Below are 17,886 nucleotides of genomic sequence, written 5' to 3' on the forward strand. Positions count from 1 at the left end.
GATCTACCCCTTATCCAATGTTTGTAACAGTCGTGACTTAGTCACCACGCCAAAGTAATTACCTTGCTCATCCACAACAGGCACTGAGTAAGGCACACCACCAACTAGGCCAAGCACATCATTGATTGGTAAATCAGGGTTCAGCGTTAGTCCATCATCGAGCTGTGCGCTGATGAGTGATTTGTTCTCTTTGTGGGCTTTACGAAGCGAGTCGATAGAGACAATGCCGGAGTAACGGCTGCTCTTCTCAACTACGATGCCGTACTCGCGGTCGTTATCCATCAAAATTTGTAGAGCGGACGCTGGGCCATCGTGTTCTGATTTTTTAAATACCGCAGCTGGCTTCTTACGCGCAATGTCTTTCACAGTAAGTACGCTTGCGACATTTACACCACGGAAAAAGGCTTCGACATAGTCGTTCGCTGGGTTGTTAAGAATTTCGTCTGGTGTGCCCACTTGAACCACTTCACCGTTTTGCATAATGGCAATACGGTCACCGATTCTCATCGCTTCATCCAAATCATGAGAGATGAATACAATCGTTCGTTTATCGTCATTTTGAAGACGAATCAGTTCATCTTGCATTTCAGTACGAATCAAAGGATCGAGTGCCGAGAACGCTTCGTCCATTAACAGGATATCTGGGTCACATGCCAAGGCTCGCGCTAGACCAACACGTTGTTTCATACCGCCAGACAATTCATCTGGGTACGATTCTGAGTATGCGCCAAGGCCTACGCGCTCTAACGCTTCAAATGCTGACTGTTTTCGTTTATCTACTTCAACACCTGCCAGCTCAAGGCCAAATGCAGCATTTTCGATAACTGTCATATGCGGCATCAGTGCGAAATTTTGGAAAACCATGGAGATGTTGTTGCGGCGGACTTCACGCAGTTCATCTTCTGAGATGTGGGCAATGTCTTTGCCTCGAAGAAGCACATTGCCTTTGGTAGGTTCGATCAAGCGGTTAAGAAGGCGTACTAGGGTTGATTTGCCAGATCCTGACAATCCCATTATGACGAAAATCTCGCCTTCTTGAATACTAAGAGAAACATCGTTAACGCCGATCGTTAGCCCTGTTTCTTCGAAAACTTTATCTTTATTTGCGCCTTCATTAATCATTGTAAAAGCACGGTCGGTGTCTTCACCAAACACCTTGTACAGTCCCTTAACTTCCAGTATGGGATCCATGTAATCTAATCCTTTCTCAGTTATTTAAACTTAAATTGGTTATTTAAACCCGAAAAACAATTAGCACTCTAAGTAATTGACACGTGTAAATCAAGGTTCTTCGTTCGGTAAAACAAGGCAACAGACTGAAACCAGACCAGCAACAACAAGACCAAAAATAAGCAAAAACAAAGCAAGCTACTGATAATAAAAGGGATAAATTAGATAAGCGTACGGCCAATATTATGTATTACGTAGTCGTAGGTTATTGAATATTAATTTTACATTAGAGTGATTAATAGGCTGAATGAACCAACAAAAACCATAATTAGTTCGTGCACAAATAATTCGAGTACGAACTATTTATTGAGCTTTCATGATGTTTCCGAGGCGAAAGTTCGCTCGGTAAAAAATATAAGATCAACTCTCAATCTCTACCTAAAAACCAAAGGTCAACCGGCTAAAGTCAGCGAGTTGAAATCAACCTTTTCAACCAAGAATTTTAATACGTCACACCAACTGTGATACCTGCTGCAAACTGTCAATTGGTGATTATCTAAGCTGAACTTCAACTTGTAGAGTGCTCATTGCTGAGCCATTCTTTATAAAAGAAATAAGCATTTTCCCGTGACGAAATAGAGAAAAAGACAAGGAATTCGAATGATAAAAATGTTGGTGTGTGACTTTGACGGTACGCTTGATGGAGGCTCATCTCACGGTGTTAACCAGCTATTTGATTACCTCACAGAACAACCTGATATTCGCTTTATCATCGCGACAGGAAGAACATTACCTTCGATTCGAATGGGTTTAGAATCGGATAACTACCCGAAGCCACACAGTATTATTAGCGATGTGGGCACCAAAATTCATCATGTTCATTCCCAAAAACCAGACCATGTTTGGCATAACCAACTGGAAGCTTCTTGGAACAAATCAAGGGTAGAGACGGCTCTCGCCCCCCTTGATTTTATGGGTGAGCGCATAGAAAACCATCAAGGCGATTACAAGATCACCTTTGAAGGAAAGCTTTCAGAGCCTCAACACGAACTGATTGAATCTAGCTTGGAGATGCACGGATTAGATGTTCACCTGACTTACTCTCATGATTGGTACTTAGATATCACACCAAAAGGCGTTAACAAGGCGACTGCGATTCACCACCTACTCGAACAACACGATTTGAGCGTTGCAGAAGTGTGCGTCGCAGGTGACTCAGCTAACGACACCTCAATGCTCACCATTGAAGGCGTAAACTCGATACTGGTTGCTAACCATTACCCAGAGGTTGCTCACCTATCGGATAGAGACAACGTATACACGAGTAGAGCAACACATGCTGAGGGTGTCTTAGAAGGCCTTAAATACTGGCAAGGGCGTGCAGCAGCGGGTAATTAGAAATAAGTAGAGGTGACCGACTGCTCCCTACTTGCTATCCTTATTTCCAACCGGGAAGCCAATGATCCTTGTCGGTGAGATCACGCCAGTTGATGTCTTCCTCTCGTTTGGTCATCACCGCTTCTATCAAACAACGAATAACCTCCCCTTCTTCAAACTCTACCTCTGTGACCATAAAGTGTTTTTCTTTCTTTACAGGGCTAACGGCCGTCCATTTACTGCGAAGTAGTTTCTTTGGATTGATTCGATTCATGAGTTTATTTCTCGCTTAGATGTCATTGATTATTATGGATTGTCTAGCCGACACTGAGTAATAGTCTTCGTCGCAAGAAAAGGATCAAAAAAAGCCAGCGATTAGGCTGGCTTCATTCAGTTAGCTATTACTTGTTAAAGATTAGCCGTTTTTAGGTGGATCAAATGCCGTGAGTTCTAATACTGGACCTGTGTATTTTTCAATCTTCACAAGCGCAGAGTTTGCAGCACAGCCATTCGCCAAACGAGAAGTCGGGATATCTAACGTAAGCACGTTACAGCCACCGTTTTTACATAGGCCTGTCTCTTTATCTAAATCAGGCCAACCGCCTTCATGGATACATACAGAGCCTTGTTTGATGCCATCCGTCACTAATGCACCCACCAATACTTGTCCACGACCATTATGTGCACGAACCAAGTCACCCGTTTTAATGCCTCGAGCTTTCGCATCTTCAGGGTGAATTGAAATCGGCTCACGGTCTGCAATCGCATACTCTTCGCGGATCTTCGCGTAGTTGAACTGGCTATGCAGACGGTGCGCGGCGTGCGCTGTCATCAGTTGCAGTTCGCCATCTTTAGCGTTGCCTGTGTACTCTGTTGGTTCTAACCAAGTTGGGTGTGCAGGGCAATCATCTAGTTGGTAACCTTCAATGGTTCTTGAGAATATCTCGAACTTGCCACTTGGTGTACCTAGTGGGTTCATGATTGGGTTCTCACGAAAATCAGCGTAACGAACAAACTGTGCGTTCTTCTCGTTCCACTTCATCTCGATCAACTGATTATCTTCCCAGAACTTGCTGAAGTTAGGCATTACGATACGCTGACCACGACCACCTTGCTGTGCGGTTTTGTAGAAACCATACAGCCATTCCATCTCGGTCTTGCCTTCGGTGTACACATCACGACCACCCGGAGCAAGTAACTCAGACATGTCCGCAAATACATCGAAATCGTTACGAGCTTCACCTTGTGGCTCAACCACTTTCTTCATTGGCACTAAGTGTTGGTTACTGTAGTCACCCGTCATCGTCATATCATTACGTTCAAACGATGTAGTAATTGGCAGAACAATATCCGCGTGCTTAGCTGCTGCTGTCCAGTAAGGTTCTGAGATAACAATCAGCTCAGGCTTTTGCCAAGCTTTGATCAAGCGGTTGGTATCTTGGTGGTGAGTAAAGTTCGCACCGCCTGCCCACCAGATCATTTTGATCTCTGGGAACGTTAGGTTGTGACCATTGTGATGGTAGCTTGAACCCGGGTTTTCTAGCGCTTCAACAATACGCGCTACAGGGAATGCGTTCACAGATCCTGAAACAGCCCAATCGTTACCCGCCGAAGAACCACCGCCAAGTGACGCTGAAATCGCAGGAAGTACGCCTGCATCACGAGCAGGGTTACCACCGTTTGAGTAGTGGTAAGAAAGACCGAAACCACCACCAGGCAAGCCAACTTGACCTAGCATTGTCGCTAGCGTAACCAACATCCAGTGACGTTGTTCACCGTATTGTTGACGCTGCATACCCCAGCCAGACATCAGCATAGTACGGTTCTTACTGAAGATATCCGCAAGTAGCTCAAGCTGCTTCACTGGCACACCACAGATCTCAGACGCCCACTCAGCAGATTTTTCTACGCCGTCTTCCTTACCCATCAAGTAAGCTTCGAATACGTCGTAACCTGTTGTGTATTTACCCAAGAATTCTTTATCGTGCTTGCCCTGTTTCACTAACGTGTGTGCGATACCCATCATCATGGCTACGTCAGTCATTGGGTGAGGAGCAATCCACTCTGCGTTGTCACCAAAAAACTCGATAGTCTCAGAGCGCATTGGGTCAATCGCAATCACTGTCTTGCCCGACTTCTTCAACTGGTGGAAGAACTCAAGACCTGCACAGTCGGTTGAGCTCCAAGCGATCTTCAAGGTGTTAATTGGGTTTAGGCCCCAAAGTACCACCACATCACTGTGCTCAAGGATAACTGGGTAAGTCGTCTGCTGTTCATACACCTCAATCGAACCCACAACGTGCGGCATGATAACTTGCGCAGCACCTGTTGAGTAATCACCTAAGTGACCAGAGTAACCACCAGCCATGCTCATGTAACGTTGTAGAAGCGTTTGCGCTTTGTGCAGAACACCACTTGAACGCCAGCCATAAGAGCCTGCGAATACAGATTCCGCACCGTGCTCTTGACGAATACGTGAGTGTTGTTGGTGAATCAATTTGTACACTTCATCCCAAGAGATACGAACAAATTCATCACTACCACGTACACCTTCAGGTGCAGATGGGTTAGCCAAGTAGCCTTTACGAACCATAGGGTACTTAACACGCGCTTTGGTGTGTACTTGATCAGGGCCTGTGGTCTGCAGGCTATTTGGAACCGTTTGTGCCAGTGCATTCGTCGTCGACACTAACTTGCCATCTTTCACTTCACACAGCATTGGTCCCATACGACCTGATGTTAGAACACCAGAACCACGTTTGTCCGAAGCAATTGCGCTCATCGGCGTCAAAGATGTGAATGCCAACGCACCAGCTGTAATACCTGTGCCTTTCATAAATCCACGACGTGTCATATTAGTCATAATTTTATCCTTCTAATTCTCTTTAGTGACCAACAACGTCTTTCGCGTGGTTTTGGAAGTACTTAGTCAGCAGCTCAAGGTTTTGCTCAGAAATGTCTGTACGGTCGCCCATACTTTTCGCAACAGGCCCCCAAGCATTCACAGTGAAGTGGTTTGAAGGAATTTTCGCGTGACACGTTGCACAGTAAACGTTGTCCAACTCTTCTGCGTAAGACCAGATTGGGTCTAGTTTATCGACAACTGGAGAAGTGATATCACCCGTTAGCGCAACTGAACGCCACTCGTTACCATAAGCATCTGCTTTATAGTCACCAGTAGTCAGTGCTTCTTGACCTTTGTCTGTCAATGTCGCAACGATTGCACGTTGGCCTTCACCGAAGTAAAGCACTTGCTCTGCACCTTTCATTTGGAATGCATTCAAAGTCACAGTACGGTTGTCGCCTTCAGCCTTAACCACTTGCAGTTCTGCTGTTGGGTTTACACTGCCGAAGTCACCCATTGCGATATCGGTTACTGGGTAAACCACTTTCGCATCTGCTGGCGTGTTTTTCGTAAATGCGATCAGGGTATCGAACGCTTTGCTATCTAGCTGAGCTTCAGGAGCAAAATGTGCAACGCCTTTGTGACAATCGATACACGTTTGGTTATTTTCACGACCATAAGCATGCATTTTTTCTGCATCACGAGATTGCTCGAACTCTTCCATTGCATCGAATTCGTGACAAGAGCGACAAGTCGCTGAGTCATTCTCGCGGAATTGAGCCCAAACTGTCTCAGCCATCTCTTCACGGTGTGCTTCATATTTCTCAGGCGTGTCTATCTTACCTGAAATAAATTCGTGGTAGATGTCTTTGGACGCTCTTACTTTGGTGATCACGTAGTCAATCGGATCAGTTGGAATGTGGCAATCGGCACATTCAGCTCGAATGCCTTTTGCGTTACTGAAGTGTACAGAACCTTGGTATTCTTTGTGGGGTGCTTCCATTGTGTGGCAAGAAACACAAAACTCAGTGCTCGATGTATAGTGCATAACGGCTGCAGTTCCCCCTAAGGTTAACCAGCCAATACCTATACCAACCGCCGCAATTAGTGCGATATAACGTTTTTTTATTGTCATAATTCTTAATCATCTTCAACAATTGGTTACAATTAAGATCAGAATAGTACTTTAGGGGTAGATCAGTTTGATTTGGATCATAAATCGCATTCTGAGGAACAAAAATTGAACCTTTATGAGAACCCAAGGTCACTTCACGAAATTATTCCCCACCAGATACAATCACCCACCAAATAAGAGGCAGCGGTTAAATATTCATTATTGATTAATCCAACATCAACGAGACAAAACGGCTTTCTAAGTCAAAGAAGTAAATTGTAAATCTATTACAATATTGGCTATCTATTTTTCATAAACTCCTCACTCAATGAACCAAACAGAATTCCAACAAAAAATGGCGAGTTTCACCTCGATTGAACAAGCGCTTGATTACTTCGAAATTGGGTTTGATAGCAAGTTCATCAACCAAAATAGAGTCGAGCTTATGAAACGCTTTAATGGTTATCTGATCCTGTCAAAACCCGATGATTGGTTCTCAGGAAGAAGAGCGCTGAAAAACGCTTATTGTAAGGTTCAACGCAGCAAGTTAGATCGCCACACACGTTCAGCCTGTCGTGGGTGTACAACTTGTCAGCGTCGATAGATAGGAAGTACTGCTCAAAGTAGAGAACTAAAAAGTAGATAGTTGAAATAACATCTCATTACGATTTAGTTAGTGGTTTGCTCGAAAAAAAGTGTGCTAGTCTTACGGCAACTCAACTACGAGATAAAAACTACAATGAAAATTTTCAGCAATTTCGAAAGCGGCAACATTCACGTCGTTTCTGCAGATTCACCACAAAACATTCAACTGACGATCCCAGCAGACTACCAAACTGAAATCTCTCAGTGGTTTCACTTCCGCTTAGAAAGTGAAGCTCAACAATCTCACCACTTTGAAATCGGTCAATTGGCAACATCTGCCTACCCTGAAGGCTGGAAAGATTACGATGTAGTTGCATCGTATGACCGTGAAGAGTGGTTCCGTATCCCATCTCAGTTCGATGGCGATACATTAAGCTTCGATATCATCCCTGAACACGATTCAATGTACTTCGCGTACTTCGCGCCGTACTCATACGATCGTCACCAAGATCTTCTGCACAATGCTCAAACGCACCCTGCTTGTAAGCTTGAAACTCTAGGTCAGACGCTAGACAACAACGACATCACTTTGCTAACCATCGGCGAGCCAAGTGAAGAGAAGAAAAACATCTGGGTTATTGGTCGCCAACACCCTGGCGAGACGATGGCTGAATGGCTGATCGAAGGCCTGCTACAACGCCTACTTGATGAAACAGATACGGTTGGTCGCTCTCTTCTAGACAGCGTTGTGTTCAGAGTTGTACCAAACATGAATCCAGATGGCAGCATCCGCGGTCACCTGCGTACTAACGCGATTGGCGTAAACCTGAACCGCGAATGGCAATCACCTTCTATGGAACGCAGCCCAGAGGTATTCCTTGTTCGCGAGCGTATGCTGGAAACGGGCGTTGACCTGTGTCTAGATATTCACGGCGACGAAGCGATTCCATATAACTTTGTAGCAGGTAGCGAAGGCACACCTTCTTACAACGAGCGCATCGCGAAGCTAGAGAGCCACTTCAAGCAAGCACTGCTCACTATCACGCCAGAGTTCCAAGATGAATTTGGTTACGATAAAGACGAACCAGGCAAAGCAAACATGACAGTTGGCACAAACTGGATTGGTGAGCAATTCAAGTGTTTGACTTACACCGTCGAGATGCCATTTAAAGATCACATCAGTCACGCTGACGAACTTTACGGCTGGTCTCCAGAACGAAGTGTCGCGTTTGGTCACGATATGCTAGCCGCAGTTTGGGCTACAGTAGACGAGCTATAAGGCGAACTAAGCTCATTAGCTTTACCTGTATCGCCTTTGGTTTATAAGAATCTGGGCTATAGATAGAACAAAGCCCAGCACTTGTGAAAGTGCTGGGCTTTTTAATATCGGCTTGGATGAGTGAATCTAACTTTAAAAGCTTTCTATGCCACTCTGAGGCTAGCAAAAAACACTGGGTATCTTTGCCTAATGTGGCGTTGTTCAGACACCATATCTTTGAAGCTCGGACCTTGTGATAACTGAACGATCACTTCGTCACCTTCTTGTCGCAATACAGCACCGCTAATATCGATACTGTTGTTGTCATGCAACCTCAAGGTGCCGGCCATTGAAAAGCCACGATAAACCGGAATGATGTTACGCATCATCAGGCGTACACCCTTTTCAGAAACTTCGCTGACATGAAAAAGCTCATCCTTAATTCGCATCACCGGACGAGCCTTTTGAGGGTACTTTAAGCGGTAATATTTGCGTTTCTGGGTGAATGAATCTTCACGCATTGGTGACTCCCTGTCTCTGTTATTTCGGTCAAGCAATAGGCTGTAGCTTCAATTGGTCTCAAATAAACACATTCACCAAATTGATAGCTAATAATTATATCGACTTCCCGAGCTAATGCTTTAGAGATTTATACAGAGAAACACTGATTGCTTAGCATTCAGTAAAAAATGAGAACTGAATCGGAAATGAAAACTAAGATGGAAACGAGAACTAAGCCGGAAATGAACTGAACCAATAGCTAAAAACCCAATTCTTCGCATCGCACCCTAAAGCTGAAACAATGCCAACTGAATGCTGAAGCCCACGAATAGAATCCCACACACAATGTTCATCATTTGCGAGGTGCGCTTTTGAACTAACAAGCGCTTAAAGGTATCCGCCATTAAGATCACAACTAAGAACCACATCGACACCACTGACGCTTGAATTGCACCAAGTATCAAACTGTCTGTCACAATCGCATCTGTTGAAACAAATTGAGGGAATATAGAAAGATAAAACAGGACAATTTTAGGATTCAGTAGATTAGTGAGAAGCCCTTTGAAAAATTGCTTATAAAGCTTACTTCCCGATGCACTGACCACAGAGAGCACGCCCTCTTGAGCGCGCAGCGCCGCACGAAAATGGTTATACCCAAGCCAGACAAGATACAAAACCCCAGCCCACTTTAGCCCTTCAAAGGCCATGGGAGTGTTCGACAGTAATAAGCTTATGCCGTTAGCCGAGATAAAGGCATGAAAAAAGAAACCACATGACACGCCCAACACGTTCACAAATGCGAACAGCTTCCTTTGAGTTAAGGCTGTGCTTAATACCAACAGCGCATTTGGGCCCGGGATAATGGCAATAAAAAACACGATAACGATAAACAGCCAGATACTGTCCCAACTCATTTCGATCTCATTTCATGAACATTTTTAGGGCGGACATTGTACGTCCATTCAGTGCCATTACAATATGATAAACGCTTAATTATCGCGTATAGCTAACAGACATAATTCGCGCGTATAATGAATGTGTTTATCGTCTAACATACAAAACTGATTCTCTAACATTTGTAGCCCTGATAGACTCCACCTCCTTTTTGATACTTGGTTCATTTATGTCATTTGATAGCCTCACCCTTAACGCAAAAACCGTCTCCGCGCTCTCATCTCAATTCAATAAGCCGACAGAGATACAGCAAGCGGTAATTCCTACCATTATTGCGGGGAAAGACGTACTCGCATTGGCTCAAACGGGCAGCGGTAAAACATTGGCGTTCGGCTTACCTTTACTGAATAACATCAACCAAGATGTGAATGAACTGCAAGCACTGATCATTGTTCCAACCCGTGAACTTGCATCTCAAGTGACCAAATCTTTAGAACCGATCGCGACAACGCTCAATATCAAATTGGTAACGCTAACGGGCGGCGTAAATACTGATGATCAACAGCAACAATTATCGACTAAACCACAATTAGCCATCGCCACACCGGGCCGCCTACTTGCTTTAATCAAAAGTGATGAACTGGATATAGCTCGGTGTTCATCATTGGTTCTTGATGAAGCCGACCGCCTGATCGACATGGGATTTTGGCCAGATATTCAAGCGATTACTTCAGCACTACCGAGCAAACGTCAGTCACTGTTGTTCTCTGCGACACTTCCGCCCGAATTAGTAGGTCAGGCTGAAGAGCTTCTTTCAAATCCAGTTAAGGTCACGACACATCAAGAAAACAGCGTGGTCGCGGCTATTGAAGAAACCCTGTATTTAGTGAACAAAGGCAGTAAAGCTCAAGCGCTCATCGCACTACTCAATCAACACACATGGCCGCAAATATTGGTATTTATTGGCGCAAAAGACAATGCCGATGCATTAACCAAACGATTGAATAAAGCCAAAATCAGTGTGAGTGCGTTACATGGAAATAAGAGCCAAGAAGAACGAGAGCAAGCATTAGAAAGTTTCAAAAATGGCGAGACTCGTGTGCTTATCGCGACAGACGTGATGGCTAGAGGCATTCATATTGATCAATTACCTGTCGTAATTAACTTCGAATTACCTTCTCACTCAGCAACTTACGTACACCGCGTTGGTCGTACAGCAAGAGCAGGAAGTACTGGCTGCGCGGTCTCTCTGGTTAGCCACAGCGAAACTGACTACCTCAATGCGATTCGCACCTTGACCAATAAGCCGTTAGTGCTGCAACCATTAGAGGGTTTCCCGGTTACCGACAAACCTGCATCTGAAACGACCGCTCGCAAGCGTCCACCTAAAGATAAAATGGCCAATCGAAGAACAGCTAAAAAGAAAAGCATTAAGCAATTTAAAAGCAAACCAAATAGCTCTAAGTAACCAGAAATAACTCTAAGTAACCAGAAATAGAATGGTCAGCTCAGTTTGTACTGGGCTTTTTTATATGCAACAAAATACAAATTCACACCCAAAAACTTCCCTAAAGTTGCCAACTTAAATGACACTTTTGTGAATTATGATGCCAACGTATTGATTCTTGGTTGCTCAAAAAAAATACTCTTAAATCACGTTGACGCCCCTATATCTAGCAACTAGATTTTTCTATTAGTGTCTACAACAGGAGGTCATTGAAATGAAACGTGCTAGCTCTACATATCGATTACAACTGATTAAGGAAGTGGCAACTCGCCGAGATCGTCAACGTTCCAATGACCCGATGGCAAACTACATACAAACCCTAATAGATAATAAAGATGATTGTGATACTTCGGTTGAACGCAACCAGAGGTTCAGTGGCAGTCATTTTGATGAGCACATAGGTGGTTGGGTAAGTGACCACTGGGGTAACAAGTAGGACAAAGAGAGTAATCCAACCAGCATAATCGCTGTAGAATTCGTCTCCGAATTAACCTATCATCTGCAACAATTCCCTATCCTAGAGTAAGCAGAAAGTGTCTGAGTTAAAAAGAGAAAAAGAAGTGATGGTTGCCTTCCAAGTGATACCTCGCGTTAAAGAAGGCAACAACTTCGAAGTGGTTGATAAAGCCATTGAAGTTGTGAAAGCTGCCGATGTGCCTTTCCAAGTCGGTGCGATGGAAACTACGATGAAAGGTGAACTCAACCAATTACTCGATATCGTTAAAAAAGCAGAACAAGCTTGCTACGATGCAGGGGCGGTAGAAGTGATCACAAACATTAAGATTCACAGTAAAACCACCGAGGCCGATGATACATTTTGCACGTACCATCGTGGTGTAACGAAAGCGAATCACATGTTTGTTTAATCACATTTTTGTTTCTGAAAACTGAGCTTTAAGAAAGGCTCTGAAGAACCAGTGGTGTTATTGGAAAGGCATGTCTGAGAGGTGAGAAAGGATTTCCATTCGTTCTTCTTCTGACATCGAATGCCAATCACGCGGAGTCTCTTCAGGGTCATCTTTTGCCCCGATCGGTTTTCGGTCAAGTGCTTTGACTGGCTCTTTTTTGATTTTTACGTTCTTTTTATTCATACCGACACCACTCCTTCAGGTACAAAGGTACCTACTTTAATATTACACCCCAACCATTATGTAAAGTAATAGTTACTTCGGAGTTAAATAAAATCTAAATACTTCCTCTTTAGCCAAAAAGATCTCTTTGGGGACTGGTATTTCCCTCTTCATCGACCTGCTTACCAATCAAGTTTTTTTGATTCATTATTTTTCTTCTATAGCGCTGACGACACAGCTTTATCACGTGCAATTGTTCTGACGGTGTCATCGACATCCAATTAAAGCGCTCTTCTCTCTTGCGCATACAACCGTTGCAATAGCCTTTGTCATCGCTTGAACAAACCCCAACGCAAGGGCTTGGAACTTGGAAAAACTCTAACTGCTCCACCATGCCTCCTTACACATTCAAAATTACGCTTACTCTCTCAAAAATAAGCGATTAATTTGTCGCCTGGCTCGTGAAATCCATACTAAACTATGACCTTATACTGACACATATAGTGTTTTGTAAACTATACTTTGAACCCATCAAGTTACACTTATCCGGTAACTTCGTTCTTTCCTTTGGAGCCTTATAATATGAAGTTTAGTTCAAAAAAATTACTAGCAGTAGCCGCTTTACCTATGATGCTAGCAGCATGCACAACAACAGGTGACAACGCGATGCAAGTAACACCAACCGATCTACAGCACCATAATTGGGAACTTGCGCAAATTGATGGCAAGGACATTGTGAAAAGCGAAGACCAAGCAGCTCCTCGTCTAGAGATCGGCGAAAAGATGACTGCAAACGGCATGGCTGGTTGTAACAACTTCTTCGGTCAAGGCGAGCTGAAAGACGGTCAATTCCGTATCAAGCAAATGGGCATGACAATGAAAATGTGTCACGGCTCTGCGATGGAAATCGAACAATCGGTTTCTGCTACTCTAAGCGAGTGGAGCGACGTAACGCTAACAAACGATACGCTAGTACTGAAAAACGATGTACACACGCTAACGTACACAATTCGTGACTGGGTAAACTAATCCGTCATCGAAACCAAATACTGATTAAAGGAGCCTGATGGCTCCTTTTTTATTGTCAGCTTGCCCTCACTACTTCTTCAAAATTGACGCTCATCGCCGACTTTTCGTACCAACCTCCAATAAACCTCAAAAATCTCTCATTTAGATGCAATAAATTCAACGGTTCAGCGGTCTGTTGCTAGGATGGCAAAAGCCTAGAGTCTGTCGAGTTTTCGAGATGATTACGTATCGAACAAAACTCGACCGCGAACTCCCTGCTTATTCTCAAGTAATTGATTGAATTTACTGTTGAATTAGAATTTATTTCAGAAACAGATAGAATAACTATTAGGGCATGTTGATCTTTCGTTAACCACGAAGGGTCAATACGCCCTAGGGAGTTTGAAAATACAATGCTCTTGCCCGTTCACTACCAAATGGAAAAGTTTATGAACAATATAGTAAGTACGTTAGGAATCATGGCAACCGTTGCATACAGCGCAACCATTTATGCTGATGAAGCAACATCCATCGACAGCTGGAACCAAATAGAACAGCAGGCAGAGGGAGAAACTGTCTACTTTCACGCTTGGGGCGGAAGCCAAGAGATCAATCGTTACCTACAGTGGGCAGGCAAGAAATTACAAAGTGACTACGGTGTCACGTTAAAGCATGTGAAAGTGACCGATATTGCGGAAACCACCACTCGACTGCTTGCTGAAAAAGCGGCAGGAAAGAACAGTGAAGGCAGCGTCGATATCGTCTGGATTAATGGCGAGAACTTCCGTTCGATGAAAGACAACGCGCTATTGTTTGGGCCATTTACGGAATCACTTCCAAATTGGCAGTATGTCGATAAGTCTCTGCCAATTGATGTCGATTTCTCAGAGCCGACAGAAGGCTTAGAAGCACCGTGGGGCGTGGGACAACTGGTGTTCATTCATGACCAAGAAACACTTCACAACCCGCCACAATCATTCTCTGAGATGTTAAGCTACGCTCAGGCTTTCCCGAACCGCTTAAGCTACCCTCGCCCACCAGAGTTTCATGGCACGAGCTTCATTAAGTCACTACTGATTGAACTAACAAACAATAACCCTGCGCTGGCTCAGCCGGTTTCAGAAGACAACTTCCAAGAAGTAACGGCACCACTGTGGGCTTACTTAGATAAATTCCATAAAGTGGCGTGGCGCGGTGGAAAGCAGTTCCCAGCAGGCACATCGGAAAGCATCCAACTTCTGGATGACGGACAGATCGACCTCGCGATTACGTTCAATCCAAACTCTGTATATTCAGCACAATCAAGTGGCCGCCTAGCGGAAACTACCAAGGCTTATGCGTTAGAAAGCGGCGCTCTGTCTAACATTCACTTCCTTGCGATTCCTTGGAATGCCAATGCAACCGCGGGTGCTCAAGTGACCATCAACTTCTTGTTGAGCCCAGAAGCACAATCTCGCAAAGGTGACCTTAATGTCTGGGGTGACCCTTCTGTATTGAGCAGTAAGTACTTAACCGGCAGCGCTAAAAATACTCAGCAATTTAAATCGATTGATGAACCGCATCCTAGTTGGCAAAACGCGCTCGAGAAAGAGTGGCTTAAGCGATACGGTAACTAACCTCCATGCTTCGCGCTCTATATTTTGTTGTTATAGCGGTATGTATCATCCCAACCATTCCTGGGGTAGCGGGAGTCGTGGCTTCGTCACTGAGTTTCATCCCGCCCTTAGGTTTAGACGAGCCAACACTCAACGGGTTTAGCCAAGTCTTTCAATGGGAAGGGGCTTGGCACTCTATTGGCTTAAGCCTAGGTTCAGCGGTCGCCAGCAGCTACATCGCCTGCTTTCTTACCTTTTGCATTCTTCAGGCTTCTTGGGGAAACAAGTTTTGGAGAAAGATTGAGCTAACGCTATCGCCAATGCTTGCCATTCCGCATGTGGCTTTCGCTATCGGCTTTGCTTTTTTGTTTAGCCCAACAGGCCTTGGAGCAAGAGCCGTACACCACTTACTTGGTGAATCGGCTACAAGCTCTGAATTGGCTTTGTTGATCAAAGATCCTTACGCGTTTGGCCTAATCATTATGCTCGCACTCAAAGAAGTTCCTTTCTTGTTGCTGATGAGCATATCGATACTTCAACAAATCGATGTAGAACGTATCACTAAGGTGAGTGCATCACTCGGTTACAGCCGCGCTCAGATCTGGTGGAAGTGTATTTTCCCGCAATGGTTTACTAAGCTTCGCTTCCCAGTGCTGGCTGTGCTCGCCTATAGCGTCTCGGTTGTCGATATTGCTCTGATCATTGGCCCAACCAACCCGCCGACTTTTGCCGTTTTAGTGTGGCAATGGTTCAACGATCCAGACCTTAATCTACTGCCACGAGCTGCTGCTGGTGCGATCGTTTTGTTTGGCTTGGCTTCGTTGATCATCGCCTTGGCGCGTTTAGTTGAATGGGCGGTTCTTAAGTACTTTCGAACTTGGCAGTATTCCGGAAGAACAGGGGCAAACCTTCCGGGGAAAACGGTATTCACTGTCCTTGCTAGCCTTTCACTGCTGATCATTCCTTTAATGGTAATTTGGAGCGTTGCTCAGCGTTGGCGCTTCCCTGATTTACTGCCGAGCCGCTACAGCATGCGCTTCTGGGAGTTCGAGTGGGATGCCATCATGAGTACTGTGGGTCAAAGCTTATGGATTGGTCTGATTGCCGCTTCAGTCGCTTTGTTGCTTGCGCTGGTGGCTCACGAATACAGAATCAAATACAAGTGGCAAGTTCCGGGCTTCATTATCGCTATTCCAATGCTAATACCACAGCTTTCAGTGTTGTTTGGTATGCAAGTCACGACCCTCTACATCGGCAGTAGTGCCTATGAGTTCTGGGTGATTTGGGCGCATGTTTTCTTTGCTTTCCCGTTCGTGTATCTGTCTTTGGATGGCCCGTGGAAAAGCTTCAATGATGGGTTGATTAAAGCCTCGCTGAGCCTAGGTAAATCGCCATTTCAGAGTTGGTATTCGATCAAACTACCAATCTTGCTTCCTGCGATTGCCTTTGCTTGGGCGGTCGGGATCAGCGTGAGTTTGGCCCAATACCTTCCAACATTAATGCTCGGCGCGGGCCGTATTAGCACGATCACCACAGAAGCCGTTGCACTTACCAGTGGTTTCGACCGCAGGGTGACAGCAATCTATGCCATTTGGCAGGCCCTATTGCCTCTGTTCTTTTTCTCTTTAGCGATATTAGTCAGCCGACTTCAACTCAGATATCGCCGTCTTACTTTTAAAGGTTTCCTAAGTAATGAGTCTGTACCTCAACGACCTCGCCATCCGTAAAACCGATGGAGATTCGCTGTTCTCAGCGCTAAACGTCACATTAGAATCTGGCCAAATACTGGCTTTGATGGGGCCGAGTGGCTGCGGAAAGTCGACCTTACTGGATGCGATTGCTGGTCACTTAAGTGAAGAGTTTTCGTACTCTGGCACCGTTGTGTTGAACAATATTCAGCTCGACGAGCTTCCATCACATCAGCGTGAAGTCGGTATTTTGTTTCAAGATGACTTGTTGTTTCCGCACCTCAAAGTATGGGAAAACTTGGCCTTTTCGTTACCGAACTCTGTTAAAGGTTCCGCTCGCCAAAAACAAGCAATGGCTGCACTAAAAGACATAGAGCTAACTCACTTAGCTGAATCTTTCCCGGATCAAATATCCGGCGGTCAACGCGCAAGAATAAGCTTGACTCGTATGTTGTTAGCCAAGCCTAAACTCGCCCTGCTTGACGAACCGTTCAGTAAGTTAGACCAAGAGCTCAGAGCACAATTTCGCGATTGGGTCTTCGAACAGCTGACCAAAGCGAATATCCCTACATTAATGGTCACGCACGACGAAGCCGATGTACCTCAAGGGGCAGAAGTACTGTCTTGGCCATGGAGAAGTAACCATGCTGGATAAGTACTCCATTAAGGTCATTAAGTGGCCATTAAATCAGTCTGCTAAGTTACTAAACCAATTGGGTATCACGGCCAATCAAACCACGTTATTCGGATTTCTGATTGGGTGTTTAGCGTTTCCAGCGTTGGCATTTCAACAATATGAGTGGGCGTTAGGCTTCATTGTGTTTAATAGAGTATGTGATGGGCTTGATGGAGCCTTGGCTCGAATCCAAGGCATTAGTGATGCGGGCGGTTTCCTCGATATCAGCCTAGATTTCCTATTCTACTCGCTGATCCCTTTTGGATTTGTCATTGCCAACCCAGAACACAACGCCATTGCCGGTGCATTTTTGATTTTCTCTTTTATCGGCACAGGCAGCAGCTTTTTAGCGTTTGCGGTTATGGCTGGTAAGCGAGGTATTGAAAACCCAGTCTATAAACATAAGTCTCTCTATTACATGTCGGGGTTAACCGAAGGTACAGAAACCATCGCGTGTTTCATTGCTTTCTGTATTTGGCCTCAACACTTTGCGGTTATCGCTTACACCTTTGGTGCAGCTTGTTGGCTAACCACGTTCATGCGTATTTATTTTGGTTTTCAGACACTAAAAAACCAAGCTAGTTAACAAATGAGTTAG

General features: G+C 44.7%; 19 protein-coding genes. 11 read left to right on the forward strand and 8 right to left on the reverse strand.

Translation table 11 applies throughout. The features are described from left to right. Positions 1 to 3: 3 nt before the first annotated feature. Complete coding sequence (gene proV, locus AB4329_RS11100) at positions 4 to 1,191, reverse strand: glycine betaine/L-proline ABC transporter ATP-binding protein ProV (RefSeq protein ID WP_372073073.1); 1,188 nt, start codon at positions 1,189 to 1,191, stop codon at positions 4 to 6. A 639-nt stretch (positions 1,192 to 1,830) separates the two neighbouring features. On the opposite strand from proV, the gene AB4329_RS11105 reads away from it, so the two are divergent. Then, positions 1,831 to 2,568 carry an HAD-IIB family hydrolase gene (locus tag AB4329_RS11105; RefSeq protein WP_017068049.1) on the forward strand — a complete coding sequence of 246 codons (738 nt, stop codon included), beginning with the start codon at positions 1,831 to 1,833 and terminating at the stop codon, positions 2,566 to 2,568. 40 nt (positions 2,569 to 2,608) lie between these two features. Here AB4329_RS11105 and AB4329_RS11110 read toward each other — a convergent pair whose 3' ends face one another. From AB4329_RS11110 to AB4329_RS11120, 3 genes are all read right to left on the reverse strand, one after another. Continuing rightward, positions 2,609 to 2,821, reverse strand: coding sequence for a TIGR02450 family Trp-rich protein (locus AB4329_RS11110; RefSeq protein ID WP_017068050.1), 213 nt, complete (start codon positions 2,819 to 2,821; stop codon positions 2,609 to 2,611). A 141-nt stretch (positions 2,822 to 2,962) separates the two neighbouring features. After that, entirely contained in the window at positions 2,963 to 5,410 is a 2,448-nt protein-coding gene (locus tag AB4329_RS11115; protein WP_017071931.1) for a molybdopterin guanine dinucleotide-containing S/N-oxide reductase, read from the reverse strand. Between the two features lie 22 nt (positions 5,411 to 5,432). After that, complete coding sequence (locus tag AB4329_RS11120) at positions 5,433 to 6,527, reverse strand: NapC/NirT family cytochrome c (protein WP_372133402.1); 1,095 nt, start codon at positions 6,525 to 6,527, stop codon at positions 5,433 to 5,435. 307 nt (positions 6,528 to 6,834) lie between these two features. On the opposite strand from AB4329_RS11120, the gene AB4329_RS11125 reads away from it, so the two are divergent. Together AB4329_RS11125 and AB4329_RS11130 are read left to right on the forward strand one after the other, a co-directional pair. Continuing rightward, complete coding sequence (locus AB4329_RS11125) at positions 6,835 to 7,110, forward strand: nitrogenase-stabilizing/protective protein NifW (protein WP_017060331.1); 276 nt, start codon at positions 6,835 to 6,837, stop codon at positions 7,108 to 7,110. Positions 7,111 to 7,245: 135 nt separating this feature from the next. After that, the gene (locus AB4329_RS11130) at positions 7,246 to 8,370 is read left to right on the forward strand and encodes a M14-type cytosolic carboxypeptidase (protein ID WP_372132426.1); all 1,125 of its coding nucleotides are present in this window, start codon (positions 7,246 to 7,248) and stop codon (positions 8,368 to 8,370) included. Between the two features lie 143 nt (positions 8,371 to 8,513). Here the strand turns inward: AB4329_RS11130 and AB4329_RS11135 are convergent, their stop codons facing one another. Both AB4329_RS11135 and AB4329_RS11140 read right to left on the reverse strand, forming a co-directional pair. After that, entirely contained in the window at positions 8,514 to 8,870 is a 357-nt protein-coding gene (locus AB4329_RS11135; protein ID WP_017060329.1) for a hypothetical protein, read from the reverse strand. Positions 8,871 to 9,137: 267 nt separating this feature from the next. Continuing rightward, a complete protein-coding gene (locus tag AB4329_RS11140; RefSeq protein ID WP_017060328.1) occupies positions 9,138 to 9,764 on the reverse strand; it encodes a LysE family translocator in 627 nt (208 codons plus the stop codon). A 209-nt stretch (positions 9,765 to 9,973) separates the two neighbouring features. On the opposite strand from AB4329_RS11140, the gene AB4329_RS11145 reads away from it, so the two are divergent. The 3 genes from AB4329_RS11145 to AB4329_RS11155 all read left to right on the forward strand — a co-directional run bounded on the left by AB4329_RS11145 (position 9,974) and on the right by AB4329_RS11155 (position 12,117). Then, positions 9,974 to 11,212 carry a DEAD/DEAH box helicase gene (locus tag AB4329_RS11145; protein WP_372138305.1) on the forward strand — a complete coding sequence of 413 codons (1,239 nt, stop codon included), beginning with the start codon at positions 9,974 to 9,976 and terminating at the stop codon, positions 11,210 to 11,212. 253 nt (positions 11,213 to 11,465) lie between these two features. Then, positions 11,466 to 11,687, forward strand: a complete 222-nt coding sequence (locus AB4329_RS11150) for a hypothetical protein (protein ID WP_017057116.1) — start codon at positions 11,466 to 11,468, stop codon at positions 11,685 to 11,687. 127 nt (positions 11,688 to 11,814) lie between these two features. Beyond that, positions 11,815 to 12,117, forward strand: a complete 303-nt coding sequence (locus AB4329_RS11155; protein ID WP_017065764.1) for a thiamine-binding protein — start codon at positions 11,815 to 11,817, stop codon at positions 12,115 to 12,117. A gap of 57 nt (positions 12,118 to 12,174) precedes the next feature. On the opposite strand, the gene AB4329_RS11160 is transcribed toward AB4329_RS11155, so the two are convergent. Next, positions 12,175 to 12,342: a hypothetical protein gene (locus tag AB4329_RS11160; RefSeq protein WP_017060325.1), complete on the reverse strand. Its 168-nt coding sequence runs from the start codon at positions 12,340 to 12,342 to the stop codon at positions 12,175 to 12,177. Between the two features lie 109 nt (positions 12,343 to 12,451). Beyond that, complete coding sequence (locus AB4329_RS11165; protein ID WP_017060324.1) at positions 12,452 to 12,715, reverse strand: DUF1289 domain-containing protein; 264 nt, start codon at positions 12,713 to 12,715, stop codon at positions 12,452 to 12,454. Between the two features lie 188 nt (positions 12,716 to 12,903). Here AB4329_RS11165 and AB4329_RS11170 point away from each other — a divergent pair, with 188 nt between their 5' ends. From AB4329_RS11170 to AB4329_RS11190, 5 genes are all read left to right on the forward strand, one after another. Next, complete coding sequence (locus AB4329_RS11170; RefSeq protein WP_004734625.1) at positions 12,904 to 13,350, forward strand: META domain-containing protein; 447 nt, start codon at positions 12,904 to 12,906, stop codon at positions 13,348 to 13,350. 428 nt (positions 13,351 to 13,778) lie between these two features. After that, positions 13,779 to 14,945: an ABC transporter substrate-binding protein gene (locus AB4329_RS11175; RefSeq protein WP_372138307.1), complete on the forward strand. Its 1,167-nt coding sequence runs from the start codon at positions 13,779 to 13,781 to the stop codon at positions 14,943 to 14,945. A 5-nt stretch (positions 14,946 to 14,950) separates the two neighbouring features. After that, positions 14,951 to 16,651 (forward strand): ABC transporter permease, encoded by a 1,701-nt coding sequence (locus AB4329_RS11180; protein WP_372138308.1) that lies wholly within the window; start codon positions 14,951 to 14,953, stop codon positions 16,649 to 16,651. Continuing rightward, positions 16,617 to 17,267 carry an ATP-binding cassette domain-containing protein gene (locus tag AB4329_RS11185; protein WP_017065359.1) on the forward strand — a complete coding sequence of 217 codons (651 nt, stop codon included), beginning with the start codon at positions 16,617 to 16,619 and terminating at the stop codon, positions 17,265 to 17,267. Before AB4329_RS11180 ends, AB4329_RS11185 begins: the two co-directional genes overlap by 35 nt. Next, positions 17,257 to 17,874 (forward strand): CDP-alcohol phosphatidyltransferase family protein, encoded by a 618-nt coding sequence (locus AB4329_RS11190; RefSeq protein WP_017060320.1) that lies wholly within the window; start codon positions 17,257 to 17,259, stop codon positions 17,872 to 17,874. The genes AB4329_RS11185 and AB4329_RS11190 overlap by 11 nt, the downstream gene beginning before the upstream one ends. Positions 17,875 to 17,886: the final 12 nt, after the last annotated feature.

This window comes from Vibrio sp. 10N.261.54.A5 (assembly GCF_041471145.1).
Classification (GTDB): Bacteria; Pseudomonadota; Gammaproteobacteria; order Enterobacterales; family Vibrionaceae; genus Vibrio; species Vibrio crassostreae_C.